The organism is Microbacterium sp. FG3 (genome assembly GCF_057809335.1).
The window spans coordinates 126,613-151,621 of the sequence record NZ_JBMDJT010000002.1 but is presented as its reverse complement, the minus strand read 5'-3'; the positions used below and the strand labels follow the sequence as shown (position 1 = coordinate 151,621).

At 72.7% G+C, this 25,009-nt stretch carries 21 protein-coding genes and 1 pseudogene; 14 read left to right on the top strand and 8 right to left on the bottom strand.

From position 1 onward, the window contains the following. Positions 1–103: 103 nt before the first annotated feature. The 8 genes from ACODR5_RS01510 to ACODR5_RS01475 all read left to right on the top strand — a co-directional run bounded on the left by ACODR5_RS01510 (position 104) and on the right by ACODR5_RS01475 (position 8,880). On the top strand, positions 104–925 hold the full coding sequence (locus ACODR5_RS01510; RefSeq protein ID WP_488982504.1) for a carbohydrate ABC transporter permease: 822 nt from the start codon (positions 104–106) through the stop codon (positions 923–925). Next, positions 922–1,806 (top strand): carbohydrate ABC transporter permease, encoded by an 885-nt coding sequence (locus ACODR5_RS01505; protein ID WP_344000228.1) that lies wholly within the window; start codon positions 922–924, stop codon positions 1,804–1,806. The genes ACODR5_RS01510 and ACODR5_RS01505 overlap by 4 nt, the downstream gene beginning before the upstream one ends. Positions 1,807–1,837: 31 nt before the next feature. Next, complete coding sequence (locus tag ACODR5_RS01500) at positions 1,838–4,606, top strand: hypothetical protein (protein ID WP_488982503.1); 2,769 nt, start codon at positions 1,838–1,840, stop codon at positions 4,604–4,606. Beyond that, positions 4,596–5,681, top strand: coding sequence for a glycoside hydrolase family 88 protein (locus tag ACODR5_RS01495; protein ID WP_488982502.1), 1,086 nt, complete (start codon positions 4,596–4,598; stop codon positions 5,679–5,681). Before ACODR5_RS01500 ends, ACODR5_RS01495 begins: the two co-directional genes overlap by 11 nt. After that, positions 5,681–6,517 carry a 5-dehydro-4-deoxy-D-glucuronate isomerase gene (gene kduI, locus ACODR5_RS01490; protein ID WP_488982501.1) on the top strand — a complete coding sequence of 279 codons (837 nt, stop codon included), beginning with the start codon at positions 5,681–5,683 and terminating at the stop codon, positions 6,515–6,517. Before ACODR5_RS01495 ends, kduI begins: the two co-directional genes overlap by 1 nt. Positions 6,518–6,585: 68 nt before the next feature. Beyond that, positions 6,586–7,365 carry an IclR family transcriptional regulator gene (locus tag ACODR5_RS01485; protein ID WP_488982500.1) on the top strand — a complete coding sequence of 260 codons (780 nt, stop codon included), beginning with the start codon at positions 6,586–6,588 and terminating at the stop codon, positions 7,363–7,365. Continuing rightward, positions 7,355–8,230, top strand: a complete 876-nt coding sequence (locus ACODR5_RS01480; protein WP_488982499.1) for a sugar kinase — start codon at positions 7,355–7,357, stop codon at positions 8,228–8,230. The genes ACODR5_RS01485 and ACODR5_RS01480 overlap by 11 nt, the downstream gene beginning before the upstream one ends. Positions 8,231–8,238: 8 nt before the next feature. Then, positions 8,239–8,880: a bifunctional 4-hydroxy-2-oxoglutarate aldolase/2-dehydro-3-deoxy-phosphogluconate aldolase gene (locus ACODR5_RS01475; RefSeq protein WP_488982498.1), complete on the top strand. Its 642-nt coding sequence runs from the start codon at positions 8,239–8,241 to the stop codon at positions 8,878–8,880. Positions 8,881–8,935: 55 nt separating this feature from the next. Here the strand turns inward: ACODR5_RS01475 and ACODR5_RS01470 are convergent, their stop codons facing one another. Next, complete coding sequence (locus tag ACODR5_RS01470; RefSeq protein WP_488982497.1) at positions 8,936–10,771, bottom strand: alpha/beta hydrolase family protein; 1,836 nt, start codon at positions 10,769–10,771, stop codon at positions 8,936–8,938. Between the two features lie 103 nt (positions 10,772–10,874). Next, the gene (locus tag ACODR5_RS01465) at positions 10,875–12,578 is read right to left on the bottom strand and encodes a glycerol-3-phosphate dehydrogenase/oxidase (RefSeq protein WP_488982496.1); all 1,704 of its coding nucleotides are present in this window, start codon (positions 12,576–12,578) and stop codon (positions 10,875–10,877) included. A 116-nt stretch (positions 12,579–12,694) separates the two neighbouring features. Between ACODR5_RS01465 and ACODR5_RS01460 the strand changes: the two genes are divergently transcribed. Beyond that, the gene (locus tag ACODR5_RS01460) at positions 12,695–13,690 is read left to right on the top strand and encodes a sugar-binding transcriptional regulator (RefSeq protein WP_488982495.1); all 996 of its coding nucleotides are present in this window, start codon (positions 12,695–12,697) and stop codon (positions 13,688–13,690) included. A 94-nt stretch (positions 13,691–13,784) separates the two neighbouring features. Then, complete coding sequence (gene glpK / locus ACODR5_RS01455) at positions 13,785–15,293, top strand: glycerol kinase GlpK (RefSeq protein WP_488982494.1); 1,509 nt, start codon at positions 13,785–13,787, stop codon at positions 15,291–15,293. Between the two features lie 9 nt (positions 15,294–15,302). Here the strand turns inward: glpK and ACODR5_RS01450 are convergent, their stop codons facing one another. Genes ACODR5_RS01450 through ACODR5_RS01430 form a run of 5 tightly spaced genes read right to left on the bottom strand, consistent with a single transcriptional unit; the run spans position 15,303 to position 20,202 of the window. Continuing rightward, the gene (locus ACODR5_RS01450; RefSeq protein WP_488982493.1) at positions 15,303–16,223 is read right to left on the bottom strand and encodes a siderophore-interacting protein; all 921 of its coding nucleotides are present in this window, start codon (positions 16,221–16,223) and stop codon (positions 15,303–15,305) included. Beyond that, on the bottom strand, positions 16,220–17,074 hold the full coding sequence (locus ACODR5_RS01445; RefSeq protein ID WP_460815323.1) for an ABC transporter ATP-binding protein: 855 nt from the start codon (positions 17,072–17,074) through the stop codon (positions 16,220–16,222). Before ACODR5_RS01445 ends, ACODR5_RS01450 begins: the two co-directional genes overlap by 4 nt. Further along, the gene (locus ACODR5_RS01440; protein WP_488982492.1) at positions 17,071–18,123 is read right to left on the bottom strand and encodes a FecCD family ABC transporter permease; all 1,053 of its coding nucleotides are present in this window, start codon (positions 18,121–18,123) and stop codon (positions 17,071–17,073) included. Before ACODR5_RS01440 ends, ACODR5_RS01445 begins: the two co-directional genes overlap by 4 nt. Then, a complete protein-coding gene (locus ACODR5_RS01435) occupies positions 18,123–19,178 on the bottom strand; it encodes a FecCD family ABC transporter permease (RefSeq protein WP_488982491.1) in 1,056 nt (351 codons plus the stop codon). The genes ACODR5_RS01440 and ACODR5_RS01435 overlap by 1 nt, the downstream gene beginning before the upstream one ends. A 10-nt stretch (positions 19,179–19,188) precedes the next feature. After that, a complete protein-coding gene (locus tag ACODR5_RS01430; RefSeq protein WP_488982490.1) occupies positions 19,189–20,202 on the bottom strand; it encodes an iron-siderophore ABC transporter substrate-binding protein in 1,014 nt (337 codons plus the stop codon). A gap of 303 nt (positions 20,203–20,505) precedes the next feature. On the opposite strand from ACODR5_RS01430, the gene rpsP reads away from it, so the two are divergent. The 4 genes from rpsP to trmD are packed head-to-tail and all read left to right on the top strand — an operon-like array spanning position 20,506 to position 22,432. Further along, the gene (rpsP, locus tag ACODR5_RS01425) at positions 20,506–20,922 is read left to right on the top strand and encodes a 30S ribosomal protein S16 (RefSeq protein WP_460815330.1); all 417 of its coding nucleotides are present in this window, start codon (positions 20,506–20,508) and stop codon (positions 20,920–20,922) included. Positions 20,923–20,927: 5 nt separating this feature from the next. After that, a complete protein-coding gene (locus ACODR5_RS01420) occupies positions 20,928–21,158 on the top strand; it encodes an RNA-binding protein (protein WP_449853283.1) in 231 nt (76 codons plus the stop codon). Position 21,159: 1 nt separating this feature from the next. Then, entirely contained in the window at positions 21,160–21,741 is a 582-nt protein-coding gene (rimM, locus tag ACODR5_RS01415) for a ribosome maturation factor RimM (protein WP_460815332.1), read from the top strand. Between the two features lies 1 nt (position 21,742). Next, the gene (gene trmD, locus ACODR5_RS01410; RefSeq protein ID WP_449853281.1) at positions 21,743–22,432 is read left to right on the top strand and encodes a tRNA (guanosine(37)-N1)-methyltransferase TrmD; all 690 of its coding nucleotides are present in this window, start codon (positions 21,743–21,745) and stop codon (positions 22,430–22,432) included. A 91-nt stretch (positions 22,433–22,523) separates the two neighbouring features. Here trmD and nirB read toward each other — a convergent pair. Next, positions 22,524–24,925: pseudogene (gene nirB, locus ACODR5_RS01405) on the bottom strand (nitrite reductase large subunit NirB); the annotation flags it as partial. Positions 24,926–25,009: the final 84 nt, after the last annotated feature.

Sequence of the window (25,009 nt, the reverse complement as noted above, 5' to 3'; positions counted from 1 at the left end):
CCCCCCCCCCCCCCCCCCCCCCCCCCCCCCCCCCCCCCCCCCCCCCCCCCCCCCGGGAGGGTGGGGCATCCGCATCGCCCCGTACCTGTTCCTCATCCCGAACATGGCGATCTTCGCCATCTTCACGATCTACCCGGCGCTCAACGGCTTCAACATGTCGCTGTACTCGTCGAGCAACGGGCGCACGTTCCGCTGGGAGGGCCTCGGCAACTACGAGCAGATCCTCACCTCGGCCGAGTTCTGGACCGTGGCGCGCAACACGGCGGTGTTCGCGGTGGCCTACGTGCTGCTGGCGACCGCCGCCGCGATCGCGATCGCCGTGCTCGTCAACGCGCAGGGGCGCGGCAAGACGTTCTTCCGCGCCGTCTTCTTCATCCCCGTGCTCGTCTCGCCCGTGGTCGTCGGCCTCATCTGGAACTGGATGCTCGAGCGCGAGAACGGCCTCGTGAACACCGCGCTCGGCGCGATCGGCGTGCCCGGAGTGCCGTGGCTCGTCGACGGGTTCTGGGCCATGGTCGCCGTCGTGCTCGTGGGCGTGTGGATGCAGGTCGGCTTCTACATGCTGATCCTGCTCGCCGGCCTGCAGTCCATCGATCCCGCCCTGTACGAGGCGGCGAAGATGGACGGCGCCACCAGCTGGGACCAGTTCCGCGTGATCACGCTGCCGCTGCTGCAGCCGAGCATTGTCGTCGTGGTCGTGCTCGCCACGATCCACGGCTTCCAGTCCTTCGACTTCATCTGGACCCTCACGGGCGGCGGGCCGGTCGGCGCGACCATGCTCATGGTCCAGTACATCTACGAGAACGGCTTCCAGTCGCCGATCCGGTTCGGCATCGCGACCGCGGGCGGCGTGCTGCTGTTCCTCGTCGTGTTCGCGCTGACGATCGTCAACTGGATCGTGAGCCGCAGGAGGGAAGCGGTATGAGCGAGACGCGTCTCATCACCACCGGCACGGCGCCCAAGCGCACCTGGACATCGATCAGCCGCAAGCCGGTGAGGCTCTCGGACGCCCTGCGGGTGGTCGTGCTCACCGCGGGCGCGCTGGCCTGCCTCATCCCGCTGCTGTGGATGTTCCTCGGCTCGTTCAAGACGCCCACGGAGCTCGCGCAGCGGCCGCCGGCGCTGCTGCCGGAGTCGTGGGGGCTCGGCAACTACACCGAGGCGCTCAGCCGCTTCAACTTCGTGCAGTACCTCGGCAACAGCGTGATCGTCACGATCGCGGCCACCGTGCTGACGCTCGCCATCAACTCGATGGCGGCCTACGCGCTGGCGAAGTACAACTTCCGCGGCAAGAACCTGCTGTTCCTGCTCACGCTCGCGACGATCATGATCCCGCTGCAGGTGATCCTCATCCCCGTCTACCAGGTGGTGGCCTCGCTGGGCCTCGTGAACACCCTGTGGGGCATGATCATCCCGGCGGCCGCCACGCCGACGGGCGTGTTCCTGCTGCGCCAGTACATGCTCTCCATCCCGGACGAGCTGATCGAGGCCGCCCGTGTGGACGGATCGGGGGAGTTCCGCACCTTCGTGCAGATCGTGCTGCCCCTGTGCACGCCCGCGCTGGCCGTCGTGGCGATCTTCTCCGTCATGTGGCGCTGGAGCGACTTCCTGTGGCCCCTCGTCGTGGCGCAGAGCGAGGCCGTGTACACCCTCCCGGTCGCGCTGGCCCGCTTCAACGCCGAGCTGACGGTGCCCTTCAACCTCATCCTCGCGATGGGCGTCGTCTCCACCATCCCGGTGCTGATCATCTTCCTCATCTTCCAGAGGCAGATCGCCACCGGCATCGCCAACACCGGCATCAAGTGATCCCCTCCCACCGCTCCACCCTCGAGGACCTATGACATCCCTTCCCGCCCGCACCGGCCGCACGGTGCACGTCACCGACGCCGACGGCACCGTCCGCGACTGGCTCGTGTCGCCCGCCTGGGCGCTGCCGTGCGACGACCTCGCCGACTTCCTCCCCTCCGACGGCTCGCCGTGGCGCGACGAGCGCTTCTCGGACGGCCTGCCGTCCGCGGACGAGGGGCGCTGGGTGCTCACGCAGGGCCCCGACGTGGGGCCGCTGAAGGAGCGCATCCTGGCGGCGCACGCGATCGACACCGATCAGCCGCTGCCCGCGATCGGCGAGGGCCGGCCCATCGCCTGGCGGTCGTTCGGTGCCACGCACGAGGGCGCGTGGCGCCGCGTGCGGACCGGATGGGACGGGCTGCTCGACTGGTCGGCGTTCTGCTTCACGCCCGAGTACCGCGCCGCGATCGCCGCGACGGTGCTCGAGGTCGACCAGGCGGAGTGGCGCACGCTCGAGCTGCACACGACGGGGCCGTTCGTGCTGTGGGTCGACGGCGAGGTCGTGTTGCGGGGCGGCACGGTGTCGTACATGGAGCCCGAGGTGCACAGCGTGCGCGTGCGCCTGCACTCGCGCGCCACGACCGTGCACCTGGCCACCTGGCAGGTCGCGTTCCGCGAGGTGAGGCACGTGGCGCGCCTGCGCGTGGTCGGGCTCCCGGTGCGCGTCGTGATCCCCTCCGAGGGCGCCGACGAGACGGCGGCGCGGCTGGCCGAGACGGTGCTCTCGCGCGTCGCGTCGACGAGCTGGGCGCAGGAGGGCGACGCGGGCGTGCTGAGCGCGCCCCCGGGGGTGGCCCTGCGGGTGCGCGTGGGCGACGGCGCCTGGCAGCGGGTGACGACCGACGCCGACGGGCACGCGCGGTACTCGCTGGTGGGCGCCGAGGAGGAGGAGGACGAGGGCGCGGACGTCGCGCGCTCGGCCGGCGCCTCGATGCTCAGCACGGGCGAGTCCATCGTCGAGGTGGGGCTGGACGACGACCGCTGCCCGCAGACGGTGCGGCTGCGCGTGGCGCACCTGCCGCGCGACAGCCGCGAGGCCAGCACGGGCACGCCCGAGCAGTGGCGCCGCGAGGTGCTCACGCACGTGAGCGGCGGCGGCGACGACGTCCGCGAGGCGGGCGTGGCGGGCGTGCTCGCGCGCCACGCGCTCGACCCGGGCACGCGCGTGACGGCGGCCGACCTCGCCTCCGCGCGCCACCGCGTCGTCACGCGCGGGGACTGCGCCGACTTCGAGGTCATCGCGATGCTGTTCGCGTGGCACTGGATCCCCGCCGAGGCGTGGGACGGCGACCTGCGCGCGCAGGTGCGGGCCGAGCTCACGGGCATGAAGTACTGGATCACCCAGCCCGGCCTCGACGCCATGTGCTACTTCACCGAGAACCACCAGTTCGTGTGGCACACGGCCCAGACGCTCGCGGGCGAGGCGTTCCCGGACGACGTCTTCCCGGTCGACGGCCGGACCGGCGCCGAGCACGCCCGCGAGGGCAGGGCGCGCGCGGCGGCGTGGATCGCGCGCAAGCTCGAGGGCGGCTTCAGCGAGTTCGACTCGAACGCGTATCTCGCGATCGACTCGTACGCGCTGGCCGCGCTCATCGAGCTCGGCGCGGATGCCGCGCTGGCCTCGGCGGCGCGCACGCTGCTCGACAAGGTGCTCGTCACGCTCACGAGCAACTCGTGGCGCGGGGTGCACGGCGCGGCGCACGGCCGCTCGTACGTGCACACGCTGCGCAGCAGCCGGTACGAGGAGACCTCGCCGCTGCTGCGGCTGATCGGCGGCGTCGGCACGCTCAACGACGCCGTGCTGCCCGTCACGGCGCTCGCGCTCGCGCGACGCTACGAGGTGCCCGCCGTCGTGCGGGAGCTCGCCGCCCGCGAGCCGGAGGAATGGGACGGGCGGCAGGTGTACCGCGGTGCGCTGGCGTTCGAGCGCGACCTGCTGGATCGCCCGTACCGCTCGGACCTGCGCGTCTTCCGCACCCCGGACGTCATGCTCGCGAGCGTGCAGGACTACCGCTCGGGGCTGCCGGGCCTGCAGGAGCACCTGTGGGGCGCGACGCTCGGCCGCGAGCTGCAGGTCTTCGTCACGCATCCCGCCAACGCCGACACCGGCTCGGCGGCGCGTCCGAACGGGTGGGCGGGGCACCGGGTGCTCGGCCGCGTGCACCAGCACCGCGAGGCGCTCGTGCACGTGCAGCGCTTCACGACCACCGATCCGCGCCCGCAGACCCACCTGTGGTTCCCCGTCGCGCAGTTCGACGAGGTGCTCGTGGGCGACGAGTGGCTCTTCGGCCGGCGCGGCGACGGGTACGTCGCGGTCGCGACCGAGGGCGGCGTGCGGGTGATGTCGCACGGCGACACGGCGGAGCAGGAGTGGCTGCCGATGGCGGGGGGCTCGGCGTGGGTCGCCGTGGTCGGGCGCGCCGCGAAGGACGGGCCGTTCGAGGAGTGGGCGTCGCGCCTGGAGGACGGCGAGCTCGTGTGGAACCCCGAGGGCGACCACGACCCGGGCGTCAGCTGGCGCCGCGTCGACGCGCCGGCGCTCGAGCTGACCTTCGACGGCCCCTTCCTCGTCGACGACGCGCCCGCCGGCTTCGCCGGCGGCGTGCCGGAGACCGAGCCGCACCTCGACAATCCGGCCGTGACCCTCGGCTTCGGGCAGGACAGGGCGACGGTGTCGTGGGGCGGCGCCGAGCTGGAGCTCGACATCGCCGGCGCCCTCGCCGCCACGCGGGAGGTGATCGCGCGCGATGGCCGGTGAAGACCTCTCCTCCGCCGAGCTCGCGGCCGCGCCGCGGACGCCGCTGACCCCGGCCGCGTTCCTCGCCTCGCGGGAGGGCATCGAGGACGCCCTCCAGCGCGAGACCGCGGCGTGGGGCATGACCCGCTGGTTCTGGGGCGAGGGCGTGTGCCTGCTCGCCGCGCTCCGGCTCGCCGACGCCCGCGGGGAGCGGGCGCCGGAGTGGGTGCGCTCCTTCATGGATCCGTACCTCGCCGCGCCTCCCGTCCTCGAGCACGTCAACAACCTCGCGCCCGGCGCGGCGCTCGCGGAGCTGCACGCGCGCGATCCGCGGCCCGAGACGGCGGCGCTGCTGGAGGCCTGCCTGACCTGGTACGAGCGGGTGCCCGAGGCCACCCGCGCCCCCAACGGCGCACTCGAGCACTGGCCGGGCGGCGTGTGGGCCGACACGGTGTACATGGCGGGCCAGTTCCTGCTGCGCGCCGGCCGCGCGCTGGCGCGGCCCGAGCTCGTGAGCGAGGCCGAGGAGCAGTGGCTGCGTCACGCCGACCTGCTGCAGCACCCGGACAGCGCCCTGCTCGTGCACGGCACGAATCAGGGCGTGCGGATCGACTGCCACTGGGGCCGCGCCAACGCGTGGTTCGCGCTGGCGGGCGCCGACCTGCTCGCCGCGACGGGCAGCGCCGCCGTGGCCGAGCGCCTCGTGCCGCTGCTCGAGGCGGTCGCCGCGCTGCAGCCGGATCACGGGGTGTGGGACGTGCTCGTCGACTCGCCCGTCGAGGTGCGCGGCATCCTCGAGACGTCCGCTGCCGCCGGGCTCGGCGCGGCGCTGCTGCGCGCCGCGGCGGCGCTCGGACCCGAGCGGCTGGGGGCCGAGCGCCACGCCCGGCTGCGCGCGGCGGGCGAGCGCGCCGTGCTCGGCGCCGTCGCGTACGTCGACGACGGCGTGCTGACGCGCGTGAGCGCCGGCACGATCCTGCAGCTGATCCCGTTCGGCTACTCGGTCATCCGCGACGATCGGCCGCAGCCATGGGGCCAGGGCCTCGCCATGGAGGCGCTGGCCGCCTGGCGCGAGACCCACGAGGGAGGGAACTGATGGACATCCGCACGCTCTACGCGCACAGCCCCGAGGCGACCGCCGCGATGAACACGGCGCAGCTGCGGCGCGCGTTCCTCGCCGAGGGGCTGTTCGTCCCCGGCGAGGCGCACGGCGTCTACACGCACCACGACCGCATCGCCGCCTTCGGCATCGTGCCCGAGCGCGAGCCGATCGCCCTGCCGCTGCCCGACCAGGTGCGCGCCGAGCACCTGCTGCAGCGCCGCGAGGCGGGCATCCTCAACGTGGGCGGTCCCGGCACCGTCACCGCCGACGGCGAGACGTACGCGCTGGCCCACACGACGGCGCTGTACCTGGGGTGCGGCACTCGGGACGTGACGTTCGCGTCGGACGATCCGTCCGATCCCGCCGCGTTCTACGTGTTCACGGCCGCCGCGCACGCCGCGCACCCGAACACCCTCATCACGCGGGAGCGCATGAACATCGTCGAGCTCGGCGACGCGGCCTCGGGCAATCGCCGCACGCTGCACCAGTGCGTCATCGAGGGGCGCACCGCCAGCGCGAACATCGCCTTCGGGTTCACCACGGTGCATGCCGGGAGCGTCTGGAACACGATGCCCCCGCACACGCACGACCGTCGCACGGAGTGCTATCTCTACTTCGATCTGGACCCCGACGACCGCGTGTTCCACGTGATGGGCGAGCCGGACGAGAGCCGCCATCTCGTCGTCGCGGATCGCGAGCTCGTCGTCTCGCCCAGCTGGTCGATGCACTTCGGCGCCGGGACGGGCTCCTACAGCTTCGTGTGGGCGACGTCCGGTGAGAACGCGACGTACGACGACGCGGAGGGCATCCCCGTCGCCGGCATCCGCTGATGGCCGCGCGCGACGGCATCGCGGCACGCGGCGCCGCGGAGAGGGAGCCCGGCACGAGAATGGTGGGGATGAGCGATCAGACGGGGCAGGCGTCCGCCCTCGCGAAGGGGCTGGCGGTGCTCGAGGCCGTGCTCTCGAACGACCGGCTGTCCGACCTCGCGAAGGCGACGGGCCTGTCCAACAGCACCGTCCACCGCATCCTCTCGGAGCTCGTGGCGAACGGCTGGGTGTACCAGGACGACGCGAAGCGCTACCGGCCGGGGCGCCGCATGCTGGCGCTGGCGGGGCTGCTGAGCGACGACGCCGAGATCAACAGGCAGGCCAGGCCGCACCTCGAGGCGCTGCGCGAGGCGACCGGGGCGACCGTGCACTTCGGGCTCGTCAAGCACGACGCCGTCATGTACGCCGCCAAGCTCGACGGCCGCGGCTCGTACCGCATGGTCTCGCGCGTGGGAGGCCTCGTGCCGCTGCACTCGACCTCGATCGGGAAGTCCGTGCTGGCGGCGCGGTCGGACCAGGAGGTCGCCGAGATCATGCACCGCACGGGCATGCGCGGCGTGACGGAGGCCACCCACACGACGGTCGCGTCGCTGCTCGAGGACCTGCGGGCCACGCGGCAGCGGGGCTGGGCGATCGACAACGGCGAGAACGAGGCGAACCTGCGCTGCATCGGCGCGGCGGTGCTCGACTCGTCCGGCAGGGCGATCGGCGGCGTGAGCATCTCGGCGCTCGAGTTCGAGCTGCCCATCTCCCGGCTGCGCGAGGTGTCGGAGCAGGTGATGCGCGCCGCGCGCGGCATCAGCGCGAGCCTGGGCTACACGGGCGAGGCGCGGGACGATGCCCGCTGACCGCCGGCCCGTGCTGTGCATCGGCGAGACGATGGCCGTGATCGCGCCGGTCGCCAGCGAGCCCGTCGTCGACGCCGACCTGTTCCGGATGGAGCCCGGCGGCGCGGAGTCGAACGTCGCGGCGCGGCTGGCGGCGCTCGGGCACGACGCCGTCTGGCTCGGTCGGCTCGGCCGGGACCCGATGGGGGAGCGCGTCGCGCGATCGCTGCGCGCCGTCGGCGTGACGACGCGCATCGAGTGGGACGACGCCCACCCGACGGGCCTGTACGTGAAGGACCCGGGCGGCGGGGTGCACTACTACCGTGCCGGGTCGGCCGCGTCGCACGCCGACGCGCGCCTGCTCGCCGGCGTGGACTGGGGCGAGGTCGCGCTGCTGCACGTGACCGGCATCACCGCCGCGCTCTCGCCCGGCTGCCGCGCGCTGCTCTCGGCCGCGTTCGACGCCGCGCGCGAGGCGGGCGTTCCCGTGAGCTTCGATGTCAACCACCGCGCGCCGCTGTGGGACGCCGCGCGCGCGGCCCCCGTGCTGCGCGACCTGGCCCGCCGCGCCGACATCGCGTTCGTCGGGCTCGACGAGGCCGAGGGGCTGTGGGGCACGCGGGACGCCGACGACGTGCGCGCGCTGCTCGACACCCCGGCGACGCTCGTCGTGAAGGACGGCGCGGTGGGTGCGACGGCCTACGCGCGCGACGCGCGCATCTTCGAGGCCGCGCCGCGCGTCGACGTCGTCGAGCCGGTGGGGGCCGGCGACGCGTTCGCGGCGGGCTTCCTCTCCGGCGTGCTGGACGACGCGCCGGTGGGAGAGAGCCTGCGACGAGGGCACGAGTGCGCCGCCATCGCGCTGTCGAGCACACGGGACATGTAGGGGAGACCATGGCTGAGGACCGACTGATCCGGGCACGCGACGCCGGGGTGTTCGCGGTGCTGCGCGCGCCCGCCGCCGCCGCGGCCCTCGACGCGATCGACGCGCTCGTGCGCGGCGGCATCACGGGGATCGAGGTGACGTACTCCACGCCCGACGCCGCGGCCGTGATCGCGGAGGCGATCCGGCGCCACGGCGATGTCGCGTACGTGGGCGCGGGGACCGTGACGGCGGCGGCGCAGGCGCGCGAGGCGGCGGACGCCGGCGCGGCGTTCCTCGTCAGTCCCGGCACCGTCCCGGCGCTCGCCGCGCAGATGCGCGCCACGGGCGCCGTCGCCATGACCGGCGCGCTCACGCCCACGGAGGTGATGACGGCCACGGCGGCGGGCGTCGACGTCGTGAAGATCTTCCCGGCCTCGGCGGTGGGCCCGTCGTTCCTCCGGGCGCTGCGCGGGCCGTTCCCCGACGTGCCGCTCATGCCCACGGGCGGCGTGACGCCCGAGAACCTGGCGGAGTGGTTCGCGGCGGGCGCCGTGGCCGTCGGCGCGGGAGGCGACCTGGTCCCCGCCTCGGCGCTGGCCGCCGGCGACACCGACGAGGTCACCCGCCGCGCGCGCCTCTTCCGCGACGCGCTGGAGCGCGCCCGCCCCTGAACCGGTGCGCGAACGGCCCCGGAGCCGAGACTCCGGGGCCGTTCGCTGGGGCGGATCAGTAGGTCATGACGAGCGAGTTCGACACGGAGACGATCGACACGACGACGGCGTTGAGGATGCCGGCGATGTACGGGTTGTTCGTCTCGCGGTAGATCTTGCGCGTGACGACGGCCGTGAACGCCAGGATCACGACCACCGGGAACAGCCAGATGCTGTAGATGCCGCCGAATCCGGGCACGAGGTCGCCCGTCACCCAGAAGGTGAGGTACTGCAGCAGCACGAGCACGATCGGGCCGAGGGAGTTGAACAGCGCCAGCACGGCGGTGTTCACCCACTCGCGGCCGGCCAGCGTGAACCGGTTGAACACGTTGATCGACACGGAGTTCGCGACGAAGTAGATCAGGAACAGCGGCACCAGGAACAGGCCGTACCAGATCTTGTCCTGCGGGAACACCTTCACGGCCAGCACCCAGAGGCGGAAGTCGGTCTTGAAGAAGTAGTCCGCGAGGAACACGAGCAGGAAGGTCGCCGTCGTCGCCACGGCCACGAGGCCCACGCTCTGCAGCAGGCGCTTCCAGCCCGGCCAGATGCCGAGCGCGCGGGGGCTCTGGCCCGCCTTGCGGCCGTACAGGAAGTACGACAGCAGCATGATGGCGATCGCCGCCACGCCGTTGACCGCGGCCCACACGGCGATGAAGAACACCGAGCCGGTGGGCACCGGGTTGGGCACGGCGTTGTGGACGATGCCCGTCAGCCAGGACTGCTGGCTCAGCCACACGTACGACAGCGCCGAGATCGCGGCCGACACGACGAGGCCGCCCCAGAACCAGGCGAGGCCCTTCGCGGTCGTCTTCTCGGCGGGGGCCACCTCGTCGCGCAGGCCCGCGAAGGCGCGCGTGAACAGCAGCTCGCGCGTGAACACGACGAGGAACATGCCGAAGCCGATCAGGCCGAGCGCCGTGAACAGCTCCTTCCACTGCCACACCTGCGAGGTGGGCTCGATGGGGTTGGGGGCGCCCAGCGTGGTGTCGAAGAAGCCCACGACATCCGCGGTGGTGTACTTCGACTGCGGGCCCCACGGGTGGGTCTGCGCCGGCGTGCTGAGGAAGCGCACGGCCTCCTCGCCGTCGATCGTCTCGGTGTAGTACTCGTCGGGCACGCGCTCGTCGAGCCCCTCGGGGTCCTCGCCGAAGTGCAGGAACGACTGCGCATTGGGCGTGCCCGCGAACTCGCGCGGCGTGGTCGCGACGGCGCCCTCGGCAGTGTACGAGCGGAAGAAGAACTCGTCGTACTGGTCGGCGACGAGCCCGACGTCGCGCGAGCCGTAGATGTTCGTGTACGCGCCGTCCTCGTCCGTGTAGAACGCCTCGTTGTCGACGAGCATGACCGACGAGATGAGCTGCTCGTCCGCCTCGTTGTCGAGCTGAACGGAGAAGTTCGCGGCGCGCGCGCCGTTCGAGTGCCCCTCGACGCCGATGCGGTCGACGTCGACATAGGGCAGGTCGGCGAGCAGCTTCACGGCGTCGTACATGCCGGTGCCGCCCACGGCCAGCTCATCGGCCGGCAGCGGGTCGGAGTTGCCGTGGCCGTACATGTCGATCGACAGCACCACGAATCCGCGGCGCGCGAGCTCCACGTAGTTCGCGGTCTGCATCTCGCGGTTGTTCCACCAGCCGTGGCTCACCACGACGGCCGGCGCGGGCTCATCGGCCGTCGCGTTCTCGGGGACGAACAGGAGCGCGTTCATGGCGCGGCCCGAGCTCGTCTCCCATTTCAGGTCCTTGACCTCGGTCGAACCGCCGCCGGTCTGCACGATCGCGGCACCGACGGCCGAGATCAGACAGAGCAGGAGCGACAGGATCACGAGCGCGCTGTTGCGACGGCGTGACATCGTTGTCATGGTGTGGGGACTCCTTCATCGGGTGTAAGGGATGCGAGCGGCAGCGCTCGCGAGAAACCCGACCGCATGGAGCGGGCGGGTCACGTCACGGGCGTCAGCGCGTGGCGTAGTCGGGGAGATCGACGCCGTGCTCCTCGCGCAGCAGGCCGATCGTGTCCGCGAGCTCCTGAGCGCGCGTGTCCTCGTCCCACCCGAGGATGGGGGAGAGGGCGTCGGCGATCACGGTGAGCGAGGCGACGTCGGCCCGGCCGGTGAACGCGAGCGACGTGCGGCGCAGCACGACATCGGCCAGATGCACCACGTGCTCCTCGCGCACCATCCAGTCGAGCTCGCGCGTCGACAGCTCGCCGCCGAGCAGCGTCTCGTCCTCGCCCGCGGTCAGGTGCGCCCACACGTCGGCGGCCCTGGTGCCGTAGCGCTCCAGCAGCAGGCGGGTGCGGTCGTCCTCGCCGCCGAGGTGACGGCGCAGCCACACGGCGCGGTCGCCGAGCGTGCGGGGGTAGTCGCGGCCGCCGCCGATCGCCAGCCCCCTCGTGCTCACGCGGCGCGGCGCTCCGAGCCGCTCGAGCACGCGCGTCGAGAGCGTCTCGCCGAGCGCGCGGAACGTGGTCCACTTGCCGCCCACCAGGCTCAGCACGGGAAGACCACCGAGCTCCGTGGCCTCCACGCGGTAGTCGCGCGAGATCTGCCCGGCGACGGTGGCGTCGCTCTTCGGGAGGGGGCGGATGCCGCTGAACTTGTACACGATCTCGTCGCGCGAGACGGGCACGTCGGGGAAGACGTGGGCGATGAGGTCGAGGAAGTACGACACCTCCTCGTCCGTGCAGCGGGCGGGCTCGCGCGGGTCGGCGGGGATGTCGGTGGTGCCGACCATCGCCATGCCCTTGATCGGGTAGATGAGCACGATGCGGCCGTCCTCGTGCTCGAAGAAGATCTCGCGTCCGCCCGTCGCCTTCACGAGCTCCGGGTTGTCGAGCACGATGTGCGAGCCCTTCGTGCCGCCCATGTACGTCGTCGCGTCGCCGAGCGCCTCGTTCGTGAGGTCGGTCCAGGGGCCGGACGCATTGACGACGACGTCGGGGGAGACGGTGAACTCCTCGCCCGTGACGTGGTCGCGCAGCACGATCGACCGGCCGTCGCGGCCGACGGCCTCGACGTAGTTGAGCGCGCGGCCGCCGGCGCGCACGCCGTCGCCGAGCACGTCGAGCGCGAGCCGCTCGGGGTCGTGCATGGAGGCGTCGTAGTAGGTCGCCGTGTACTTCACGCCGGGGTTCAGGCGGGGCAGCTCGCGCAGCGAGCGCGAGCGGCCGCGGAACGCGTGCCAGGGCGTGGCCCGGCCCGAGTTGGCGAACAGGTCGTACATCACGAGGCCGGCCTTGATGATGAGCGCGCCGCGCTCGGCGGGCTTGCCCGAGCGGTTGAAGAGGAACTTCATGGGCGCGTTCAGCAGGCCGGAGAAGAAGGAGTAGATCGGGATGGTCGTCTTCAGCGGCTTGACGTAGTGCGGCGCCGTGGCGAGCAGGCCGTTGCGCTCCTGCACCGACTCGTGCACGAGGCGGAACTCGCCGTTCTCGAGATAGCGGATGCCGCCGTGGATCATGTGGCTCGAGGCCGCCGAGGCGCCCGAGGCGAAGTCGCCGCGCTCGACGAGCACCACGTCGACGCCCTGCAGCGCCAGGTCGCGGAACGTCGCGATGCCGTTGATGCCGCCGCCGATGACGAGCACCTGGGGTCGGCCCGATTCGCGGATCGCGGCGATCGTCTCCTCGCGGCGGTGCGTGGCTGCAGGCATGCTCATCGGGCTCCTTCGGCTCGGGGGAAGCGCGCGGCCGACTCACCGCGCTCAGGACTAGGCTGGGCGGGCCGGGGATGATGCGCAAGGCGAGTGCACGAATGTGCAGGAGGGTGCGAGGCATGACGGACGTGATCGACGGCGCGGGAGGCGGATCGCCGGCGCGCGCGGGCGACCCGAAGCTCCTCCGCGCCCTCACGGCGGCGCAGCTGTACTACCTGCAGGACCTCACGATGGATGCCATCGCCCGCGAGCTGCACACGTCGCGCTCCTCGGTGTCGCGCCTCATCAGCCACGCGCGCGAGACCGGGCTGGTCGACATCCGCATCCACTCGCCGCTCGAGAAGGGCGCCGCCCTGGAGCGGCAGATCCGCGACCGCTTCGGCATCGCCGCGCACGTCGTGCCGGTCGGCCCGGGAGTGAGCGAGGTCGACCGGCTGGAGCGCGTCGCGCTGACGGCCGCGCGCCTCATCTCGGGGTTCGTCGACTCGAACATGGCCATCGGCGTGGCCTGGGGATCGACGATCGGGGCGATCAGCCGCCACCTGCCCACGCGCGACACGCACGGCACGACGGTCGTGCAGCTCAACGGCGCCGGCAACACCCAGACGTCGGGCATCGAGTACGCCAGCGAGATCCTCGACCGCTTCGGCCAGGCGTTCGGCGCCCGGGTGCAGCAGTTCCCGGTGCCGGCGTTCTTCGACGACCCGGCCACGAAGCAGGCGATGTGGCGCGAGCGCAGCACACGCCGCGTGCTCGGCATCCAGGACCGCATCGACGTGGCGATCTTCGGCCTCGGCTCGCCGCTGGCCGAGGTGCCGAGCCGCGTGTACGTGGGCGGCTACCTCGAGCAGGCCGACTACCGCGGGCTGAGGGAGGACGGGGCCGTCGGCGACGTGGCGACGGTGTTCTTCCGCGCGGACGGCACGTGGCGGGACATCGCGCTGAATGCGCGGGCGACGGGTCCCGGCATCGACCGGCTGCGCCGCGTGCCGCGCCGCGTCTGCGTCGTCTCGGGCACCCCGAAGCTGCCGGCGGTGCGCGGTGCGCTGGCGGCGCGCGTCGTCACCGACCTCGTGCTGGACGAGGAGCTGGCGCGCCAGCTCGTGGGCGGCTGACGCCCCGCACGTTCGTGCACCCGGCGCGCCGATCGCGCGCGCACCGCTCTAGCCTGGTGCCACGTCCCGAACGAGGCAACGAAGGAGTACCCCCGTGTCGAACCCCCAGTACGTCGTCGCGATCGACCAGGGCACCACGTCGACGAGGGCGATCGTGTTCGACCGGAGGGCCCGCGTCATCGCCACGGGGCAGACGGAGCATCAGCAGATCTTCCCCCGGCCGGGCTGGGTCGAGCACGACGCCCTCGAGATCTGGCGCAACACGCGCGAGGTGATCGGCCAGGCGCTGTCGAAGGCCGAGATCACCCGCCACGAGGTGGCCGCCATCGGCATCACCAACCAGCGCGAGACCGTCGTGCTGTGGGAGAAGGCCACCGGGCGTCCCATCCACAACGCGATCGTGTGGCAGGACACGCGCACGCAGGATCGGATCGACGAGCTCGCGGCCGACGGCGGGCACGATCGCTTCGCGGACATCACGGGGCTGCCGCTGAACGCCTACTTCTCCGCGTCCAAGCTCGCGTGGCTCCTCGAGAACGTCGACGGCGCCCGCGAGCGCGCGGAGGCGGGTGAGCTGCTGTTCGGCACGATCGACACCTGGCTGCTGTGGAACCTGTCGGGCGGCGCGGAGGGCGGCGGCGTGCACGTGACCGACGTGACCAACGCGAGCCGCACGCTGCTCATGGATCTGCGCACGCTCGACTGGTCGGACGACATGCTGGACGTCTTCCGCATCCCGCGCGCGATCCTTCCCGAGATCCGCTCGTCGAGCGAGGTGTACGCCGCGGCCAACCCGCACAGCCTGCTGCGCGAGACGCCCATCTCCGGCATCCTCGGCGATCAGCAGGCCGCCACCTTCGGGCAGGCGGCGTTCCACCGCGGCACGTCGAAGAACTCCTACGGCACGGGCAACTTCGTGCTCTTCAACACGGGCGAGGAGATCGTGCGCTCGGAGCACGGCCTCATCACGACCGTCGCGTACCGCCTGGGGGAGCAGGCGCCCGTGTACGCCCTGGAGGGCTCGATCGCCGTCACCGGCTCGCTCGTGCAGTGGCTGCGCGACAACCTGGGCATCATCCGCACGGCGCCCGAGGTCGAGACGCTGGCCCGCACCGTGGACGACAACGGGGACGTGCACATCGTCCCCGCGTTCTCGGGCCTGTTCGCGCCGCACTGGCGCTCCGACGCGCGCGGGGTCATCGCGGGGCTCACCCGCTACGCCAACAGGGGCCACTTCGCCCGCGCGGCGCTCGAGGCGGTGGCGTTCCAGTCGCGCGAGGTGATCGACGCGATGAACGCCGATGCGGGCGTGCCGCTCGCCGAGCTGCGCGTGGACGGCGGCATGGTGCACAACGAGCTGCTGATGCAGTTCCAGGCCGACATCCTGGGCGTGCCCGTGGTGCGCCCGGCGGTCTCGGAGACGACGTGCCTCGGCGCCGCGTTCGCGGCGGGCCTGGCGGTCGGGTTCTGGGAGTCGCTCGAGGAGCTCGAGTCGCTGTGGGCCGAGGACCGGCGCTGGGAGCCCGCCATGGATGAGGACGAGCGCGAGCAGCGCCTCGCCCGCTGGAAGGATGCGGTCGCCCGCACGCTCGACTGGGCGTGAGCCTGGGCGCTACTCGTTCTCGGCGCGCCCCAGGCGCCAGTAGCCCATGAAGGCCACCGCGCGGCGGTCGACGCCCACCTGCTGCACGAGGTGGCGGCGCAGCTGCTTGACGGCGCTCGCCTCGCCCGCGATCCACGCGTACAGCGGCGCCGACTTCAGGGCGGCGCCGCCCTTCGCCGTGCGCGGGACCTCCCACAGCAGGCCCGCGTCGATGTCGATCTCCTCGACCTCGGCGCCGCGGCCCTCGGGGCACAGCACGGCCGCGTGCGCCTCGACGGCGCGCAGCAGGTGGTCGTGGCGCTCGCCCGCGCCGCGCCCCGCGGCGTAGACGCGGAAGCCCGGGTGGGAGGGAAGGTACGCGCAGTCGCGCTCGTCCGGCACCTCCAGCACGACGACGCCGGTGGCCTCGCGCGGCAGCTGCTCGAGCATGACGGCGATCGCCGGGGCGGCCGTCTCGTCGCCGACGAGCAGGTACTGCTCGGTGCGGGCGGGCGGCACGAAGTCGATGCCCAGGCTCACGCCCTCGTGGTGCACGGTCGGGGCGAAGATCATCACCTCGTCGCCGACGCGGGCGCTCTCGATCCAGGCCGAGGCCGGCCCCTGCACGCCGTGGGCCACCATGTCGATGTCGACCTCGGCCGCCTCGGGGCGCACGGCGCGCGTCGTGTAGGTGCGGAACGGCGGGCGGTTCTCGGCGGGCAGCTCGCGCCAGCGCAGGTACCAGTCCTCGCCGTCGGGCATCGCATCGAGCGTCGCGCTGTCGGTGGGGAAGACGATCTTCACGCGCTGGTCGAAGCCGGTGTCGGCGTACTCGTGCATGTCGTCGCCGGTGAAGGTGAACCGGCGGAAGCTGGGCGTGAGGTCCTGGATGCGCGCCACGCGGCCGCGGAAGAAGCGGTGGGGCCGGGTGTCGACGGCGGTCATGGTCATGCGGTGGCTCCCTGCGGGGTCGCGGTGGCTGGTCCGGTCGCGGCGGCGTCGCCCTCGACGACGTGGTGACGGCCGCGCGGCAGGATGAGCGGGGTGGCGGAGACGGGATCGGGGATGACGAGGGCGTCGAGCCCGAAGACGTCTCGGATTAGCTCGGCGGTGACGACCTCGCCCGGGGCGCCGGAGGCGAGCAGCCGGCCGTCCCGCATCGCGAACAGGTGGTCGGCGTAGCGGGCGGCCAGGTTGATGTCGTGCAGCACCATCGCGATGGTGGTGCCCCGCTCGCGGTTGAGGTCGGTGAGCAGATCGAGCACCTCGACCTGGTGCGCCAGGTCGAGGTACGTGGTGGGCTCGTCGAGCAGGAGCACCTCGGTCTCCTGCGCCAGCGCCATCGCGATCCACACGCGCTGGCGCTGCCCGCCCGACAGCTCGTCGACGGGGGCGTCGGCCAGCTCGGTCGTGCCCGTCTCGGCGAGGGCGCGGGCCACGGCCTGCTCGTCCTCGGCCGTCCACGAGCGGAACAGCTTCTGGTGGGGGTGCCGACCGCGCGAGACGAGGTCGGCGACGGCGATCCCCTCGGGCGCGACGGGCATCTGCGGCAGCAGGCCGAGCGTGCGCGCGAGCTGCTTGGTCGGGACCTCGCCGATGGCCGCGCCGTCGAGCACGACCGAGCCGGCCTGCGGCGTGATCAGGCGCGCGAGCGTCTTCAGCAGCGTGGACTTGCCGGAGGCGTTGGCGCCCACGATGACGCTGATCTTGCCCGGCGGCAGCGCGAGGTCGACGCCGTCGACGATCGTGACGGCGCCGTAGCCGGCGCGGAGGCCGTGGGCCTCGAGGACGTGTGCGGTCATGAGCGACCTCGCTTGGCGGATCGGATGAGCAGATACAGGAGGTACGGAGCGCCGAGGACGCCGGTGATGACGCCGACGGGGAACCGGGTGCCGAAGGCGAACTGCCCGAGCAGGTCGGCCGCCAGCACGAGGCAGGCGCCCACGAGCGCCGACGGCACGACGAGCGACGAGCCCGCGCCCATGATGCGCGCGGCGATCGGCCCCGCCAGGAACGCGACGAAGGCGATCGGCCCGGTGGTGGCGGTGGCGAAGCACGCCAGGGCGACGGCGCACACGATGAGGAGCACGCGCGCGCGGTCCACGCGCACGCCGAGCGCGGTGGCCGACGCGTCGCCCAGCGCCAGGGCGTCGAGGTCGCGCGAGAGCAGCAGCACGAGCGGCACGAGCACGACGACGGCGACGAGCAGCGGGGGTACGTCCTCCATCCGCGAGCCGTTGAGGCTGCCGGTGAGCCAGCGCATCGCGGTGGCGACGTCCCACTCGGCGGCGCGCTGGATGAGGTACGACACGACGGCGTCGAGCATGGCGCCCACGCCGATGCCGATGAGGATGAGGCGGCCGCCCGTGGAGTCGCCGCCGCGCGCGGCAAGGTAGATGACGACCGCGGTGGCGATGCCCACGGCCAGCGCGAACACCATCGTCACGCCGCCCGACAGGTGCAGGACGACGAGCGCGAGCACGGCGGCGGCGCTGGCGCCCGACGTGATGCCGATCACGTCGGGGCTCGCCAGCGGGTTGCGCAGCAGCGTCTGGAACGTCGACCCGGCGATGCCGAGCGCGATGCCCGCGAGCACCCCCGTGACGGCGCGCGGGATGCGCAGCCGCCCGACCGTGAACGAGGCCCCCGGCACGTCCTGGCCGGCCAGGACGGCGAGCACATCCGAGACCGGGTAGATCGTGGATCCGAGCATCACCATCGCGACGACGAGCCCCGCGAGCAGGACGGACAGGATCGAGATGCCGACGACGCGGCGCCGCGCGCGCCGGGAGCGGCCGCGGCGCAGCGCCGCGATGTCGGTCGCGGCGGCGGGGGCGAGGGCGACGGCCATCAGAGCGCCCTCATCCGGGTGCGGCGGGCGATGACGACGAGCACGGGCGCGCCGAGGAAGGCCGTGAGGATGCCGGCCTCGACCTCGCCGGGCGAGCCGAGCACGCGCCCCGCCGTGTCGGCGAGCGTGAGCAGCACGGCGCCGCCGAGGGCGGACAGCGGCAGCAGCCAGCGCTGGTCCGGGCCCGAGACGAGTCGCACCACGTGCGGGATCATGAGGCCGACGAAGGCGATCGGCCCGGCGACGGCGGTCACCCCGGCGCACAGCACCACGCCGGCGATCGCGGCGACCGCGCGGGTGCGGCCGACCTTGACGCCCAGCCCCACGGCGACGTCGTCGCCGAGGGCGAGGGCGTTCAGCGCCGGCGCGAGCGCGAACGCCGCGGCGGCGGCGACGGCGAGCAGCGGGGCGACGATGCCGATGTTCTCCCACGAGGCCCCGCCCACGCCGCCGACCTGCCAGAAGCGGAACTCGGTCATGGCCTGCGCGCGCGGCAGCAGCACGGCGCTCACGAGCGACGAGAGTGCCGCGGTCGTCGCCGCGCCCGCGAGGGCGAGCTTGAGGGGCGTGGCGCCGCCCGGCCCGACCGACCCCACGAGGTAGACGAAGGCGGCGGCGAGCAGGCTGCCGGCCAGCGCCAGGCCGAGGAACTGGAACGCCGTGGTCATGCCGAACAGCGCCATGCCGCACACGACGAACAGCGCGGCGCCCGTGTTGACGCCCAGGATCCCCGGATCGGCGATCGGGTTGCGGGTGATCGCCTGCATGACGGCGCCCGACATCGCGAGCGCGGCTCCGGCCAGGAGCGCGAGCACCGTGCGCGGGATGCGCTCCTGCACGGCGATCGCCCCGATGTCGGCCGCGACCTCGCCGCGGGTCCACGCCGACAGCCCCTCGACGACCTCGGCGAGGCTGACGAAGCGCGAGCCGAAGGCGAGGGAGAGCACGATCGAGAGCCCGACCGCGGCGATGCCTGCCGCGAGGACGACGCCGCGCCGGGGCGCCCGCACCGTGGTGGTGGGGGCGCCCCGGCGTGCGGCCAGGCCGATCGTCACAGGTGCCGTCTCACTCCGCCGTGGCGACGGCGTCGGAGAGCAGCCCGACGTACTCGTCGAGCATCCACGGGATCGACAGCGCGGTCGCGCTCACGGCGCCGCTGAGCGGCTCGCCCGCGCCGACCGTGACGACGGCGCCGTTCTGAACAGCGGGCACGGTGCTCCACAGCGGGTCGGCCTGCAGGGCCGCCAGCAGCGACTCGTGGCCGTAGGTCACGATGACGTCGACATCGGCCAGCTGGTCGGCGTTGTCGGCGGCGATGTCGGCGTAGAAGGTGCCGCTCTCGGCCGCATCGATGGCGACCTGCGGCATGTCGAAGCCGAGGTCGCCGAGGAACGCCGAGCGCACGTCGCCGTCGGTGTAGACGGAGGTGGTCGACAGGTCGGCCTCGTTGAAGGAGAAGAACGCCGCGGTCTTGCCCTCGAAGCCGGCTTCGGCCGTGGCATCGGCGATCTGCTGCTCGAGGTCGGCGATGAGCTCCTCGCCCTCGGCCTTCATGCCGAGCGCCTCGGAGTTGAGTGCGATCGACTCGCGCCAGCCGGTGAGCCAGGGCACGCCGGGGTGCGCGACGACGGGGGCGATCTCGCTGAGGGTCGCGTAGTCCTCCTCGCTCAGGCCCGACTGCGCGGCGATGATGACGTCGGGCGCGGCGTCGGCGATGGCCTCGAAGTCCACGCCGTCGGTCGTGTCGAAGATCACGGGATCCTCGGCGCCGAGCTCGGCGTACGCGTCGAGCGACCACTCGTAGATGCCGAGGCCGTCGCTGCCGTCCATCGACCAGGTCTGGTCGTCGACGCCCACCGGCGCGATCCCGAGCGCGAGCGCGGTGTCGTGGTTGCCCCAGCCGACCGCCGCCACCCGCTCCGGGTGCGCCGGCACCTCGGTGGTGCCGAGCGCGTGCTCGACCGTGATGGTGTCGTCTGAGCCGCCGCCGGCGTCCGCGGTGGTGTCGGCGGCGCACGAGGCGAGCAGCGCGAGGGACGCGGCGCCGGTGACGAGAGCGATGAGGGGCCTGCGGACCACGGGGGCCTCACTTTCGGAGGTGGCACATCAGCGGGTAGAGGTGAGGCTCACCTAACTTCGGGAGCCTCAAGCAAGGTTCACCTAACTCGACGCGATGTGCAAGTTCCGAATCATTCGCGAGAAAGCGACACGGTGCGGTCCGGGATTCGTCGCGGGCCGACGGATCTGGCAGAATAGAGGTTTGGAGCGCGCGCTCGACCCTCTATCCAGCGCAGCGATCCACCCTTTTGAGCTTCCCGCCGGCGTGCATGACCCCACGCACCGGCGAATGGTTCGTTCACTTTCACACACCACAGGAGAATCGTGGCTGTCAAGATCCGTCTGAAGCGCCTGGGCAAGATCCGCGCACCGTACTACCGCATCGTCGTCGCCGACTCGCGCACCAAGCGCGACGGTCGCGTGATCGAGGAGATCGGCAAGTACCACCCCACCGAGGAGCCCTCGTTCATCGAGGTCGACTCGGAGCGCGCGCAGTACTGGCTGTCGGTCGGCGCCCAGCCGACCGAGCAGGTCCGCGCCATCCTCAAGCTCACGGGCGACTGGGGCACCTTCAAGGGCGAGAAGGACGCGAAGTCCACCGTCCAGGTCAAGGGCGAGAAGCCGGCGTTCGAGATCGACGCCAGCAAGAAGTCGGTCGTCAAGCCCAAGGTCGAGAAGAAGGCGGAGGAGCCCACCGAGGCTCCCGCCGAGGCCGAGGCTCCGGCCGAGACCGCCGAGTAATCGCCGTGCTGGCCGCCGCGCTCGAGCACGTCGTCAAGGGGATCGTGGATCGCCCGGACGACGTGCGCATCGTGTCCTCCTCGTCCCCGCGGGGCGACGTGCTCGAAGTGCACGTCGCCGCCGAGGACCGGGGGCGCGTGATCGGGCGCGGCGGTCGGACCGCGAAGGCGCTGCGCACCGTCGTGGCGGCGCTCGCGGACGGCAAGCGCGTGCGCGTCGACGTCGCGGACGGCTGACGTGGCGACACCGCGCGCAGGGAGGACGCAGCTCCGCGTCGGTCGCCTGCTGAAGGCTCACGGCCTCAAGGGCGCCCTCAAGGTGGAGCTGTACACCGACGACCCCGACCGGCGCTTCGTGCCGGGGGCGTCGTTCACGCTGCAGGTGCCCGAGGGCTCCAAGTGGCACGGCAGGAGCGTGACCGTCCGTGAGTTCAAGTGGATGAACGGGCACCCCGTGGTCTTCCTCGAGGGAGTCGAGGACCGCAACGAGGCCGAGACGCTCGTCCGGGCGATCCTGTGGGTCGACCAGGATCAGGACGAGCCGGCCGAACCCGACGCCTGGTACGACCACCAGCTGGTCGGGCTGGACGTGATCCGCGAGGGATCCGTGGTGGGCAAGGTGGCCCGCGTCGATCACTTCCCGGCGCAGGATCTGCTCATCGTCAAGTCCGGCGACCGGGAGGTCATGGTCCCGTTCGTCGCGGCGATCGTGCCCGAGGTCGACGTGGAGGGCGGCCGCATCGTCGTGACGCCGCCCGCCGGCCTGTTCGAGGAGCTGCCGGACGAGCCGCCGGCGGACGAGGACGCCGCCGAGAGCTGACATGCGCATCGACATCGTCACGATCTTCCCGGCGTTCTTCGATGTGCTCGGCGTCTCGCTCGTCGGCAAGGCGCGCGAGCGCGGCCTGCTGGACGTGCGCGTGCACGACCTGCGCGACTGGACGCACGACCGGCACCGCACGGTCGACGACACCCCGTACGGCGGCGGCGCCGGCATGGTCATGAAGCCGGAGCCCTGGGGCGAGGCGCTCGACGAGATCCTGGGCGACGACGCCGTGCTCATCGTGCCGTCGCCCGCGGGGGAGCGCTTCACACAGCGCATGGCACGCGAGCTGGCCGAGGAGTCGCAGCTCGCGTTCGCGTGCGGGCGGTACGAGGGCATCGACCAGCGCGTCATCGACGAGTACGCCGAGCGGGGCCGCGTGCGCCTCGTGAGCCTCGGCGACTACGTGCTCAACGGCGGCGAGGTCGCCGCGATGGCGATGATCGAGGCCGTCGCGCGGCTCATTCCCGGCATGGTCGGCAACCCCGAGAGCCTCGTGGAGGAGTCGCACGAGGACGCGGGGCTGCTGGAGTACCCGATCTACACCAAGCCCGCCGTCTGGCGCGGGCGGGAGGTGCCCGACGTGCTGCTCAGCGGCAACCATGCGCGGGTGGCGGCGTGGCGGCGCGAGCAGAGCCTGGAGCGCACGCGACGCGTGCGGCCCGACCTGCTTCCGGACGGCGACTGAGCGCGTTCTCACACCCGCGCACCGCGCGCGACAGGCTCATTCGCGCGTTCATGGGCGGCGCGATCCTCGCCCTCGCTGCCGCATTCGCCATCACCGTGTCGACGCACTCGTCCTCGTAGCCGGCGACGTGCCTGGCCATGGCCGCATCGAGGTCGGCGCAGATGCCGAGGGAATCCTCGAAGATCACCCGCCGCAGCTCGTCGATGCCGCCCTCGAGCTCCGCGACCCACGGGGCCGTGCGCTGCAGCCGGTCGGCAGTGCGGATGTAGTAGAGGAAGAACCGGTCGATGGCGGTGATCAGCTCGGCGTCGCTCAGGCCCTCGGCGAGCAGCTGGGCGTGCCGCGGCGTGAAGCCGCCGTTGCCGCCCACGTACATGTTCCAGCCCTTCTCGGTCGCGATGACGCCGACGTCCTTGCCCCGCGCCTCGGCGCACTCCCTGGCGCAGCCGGAGACGCCCAGCTTGAGCTTGTGCGGGGCGCGCAGGCCCCGATAGCGCAGCTCGAGGCGCACGGCCATGCCGACGGCGTCGAGCACGCCGTAGCGGCACCAGGTCGACCCCACGCACGACTTCACCGTGCGCAGCGACTTGCCGTACGCGTGGCCCGACTCGAAGCCCGCGTCGACGAGGCGCTGCCAGATGAGCGGCAGCTGCTCGAGCCGCGCGCCGAACATGTCGATCCGCTGCCCGCCGGTGATCTTCGTGTACAGGCCGAAGTCCTTCGCCACCTGCCCGACCGCGATGAGCCCCTCGGGCGTGACCTCGCCGCCCGGCATGCGCGGCACGACCGAGTACGAGCCGTCGCGCTGCATGTTGGCCATCACGTGATCGTTCGTGTCCTGCAGCGCGGCGTTCTCGCCGTCGAGAACGTGCCGGCCCACGAGGCCGGCGAGGATGCTCGCGATTGCGGGCTTGCACACATCGCAGCCGCGCCCGCGGCCGAAGCGGGCGATGATCGCGCTGAAGGTCGTCAGCTCCGACACGAGGATCGCGTCGAAGAGCTGCCGGCGCGAGAGGTCGAAGTGCTCGCACATCGCGCTGCTCACGGTCTGCCCGAGCGCCGCCAGCTCGGTGCCGACGATCTTCTTCACGGCGACGACGCACGATCCGCACGTCGCGCCGGCCTTGGTGCACGCCTTCACCGCCGCGGCGTCGGCGCAGCCGTCGTCGTGCACGGCGCCGCGGATGCGCCCGGCGGTCACGCCCGAGCACGAGCACACGACGGCGTCGTCCGGCAGCTCCGCCGAGGGCGCCTCGACGCCGTCCGACGGCAGCAGGTAGGCCGCCGGATCGGCCCCGAGCGGGCGGCCGACGAGCGGGCGGAGCGACCCGTAGGCCGACGCGTCGCCCACGAGGATGCCGCCCAGCAGCGTCTGGGCGTCATCGGACAGCACGAGCTTCTTGTAGATGCCGGCGACCGGATCGGTGTAGACGACGTCGAGCGCGCCCGGTGCGGCCGCCGTCGCGTCGCCGAAGCTGGCCACGTCGACGCCCGAGAGCTTGAGCTTGGTGGACTCGTCGTAGCCGGGGAAGCGCGCGTCGCCGCCCGCGAGCCGATCGGCCACGACCTCGGCCATGGCGTAGCCGGGCGCGACGAGGCCGACGCAGCGGCCGTCGTAGCTCGCCACCTCGCCGATCGCGTAGACGGCGGGGTCGGCGGTGCGGCACGCGTCGTCGATGACGACCCCGCCGTACGGGGCGCACGGCAGCTCGGCCTCGCGCGCGACGGCGTCGTTCGCCCGCACGCCGACGGTGAACACGACGACGTCCGCGGCGTCGTAGCTGCCGTCCTGCAGCTCGAGCCCGGCCACCTGGCCCGTGCGATCCGGATCCAGCCGGGTCGTCCGCGCGCCGGTGCGCACGCCGATCCCCCGCCGCTCGATGAGGCGGCCGAGCACCTCGCCGGCCGGCCGGTCCAGCTGCGCCGACATCAGGTGCGTGCCCGACTGGAGCACCGTGGCCGCGACGCCGAGCCCCTGCAGCGCACCGGCCGCCTCGAGCCCCAGCAGCCCGCCGCCCACGACGCGGCCCACGAGCGGGCGGCCGAGCTCGGCGGCGCGGCGGCGCACGAAGGACTCCAGCGCGCGCAGATCGTCGAGCGTGCGGTACACGAAGCAGCCGGGCAGGTCCGCGCCGTCCACGGCGGGGCGCGGTGCGAAAGCCCGTCGCCAGCACGAGGGCGTCGTAGGGGTGCTCGGCCCGCGACGCGGTGCGCACGGTGCGCCGCGCCCGATCGATCGCGGTCACGCGGCACGAAGCACACGCGCTCGTCGTCGAGGGGCGCGCGCTCGAGCGTGAGATCGTCGGGGGCGCGGCCCTCGAAGTACGCCGTGAGGCCGACGCGGTCATAGGGGAGCCAGCCCTCGTCGCCGATCACCGTGATCCGCCGCGGAGCGTCGTCGCGGGCCAGCAGGCTCTCGACGAGGCGATGCGCGACCATGCCGGCGCCGACCACGACGACCTGCTGCGGGACTGCGGGGGAGGGAGCGCTCATGCGGCCAGGCTAGGAACCGCGTGTTTCCGGCCCCGCGCCCGGGAATTACCTCGCGCGAACGAAACCCTCACATCCCGCCGTGCG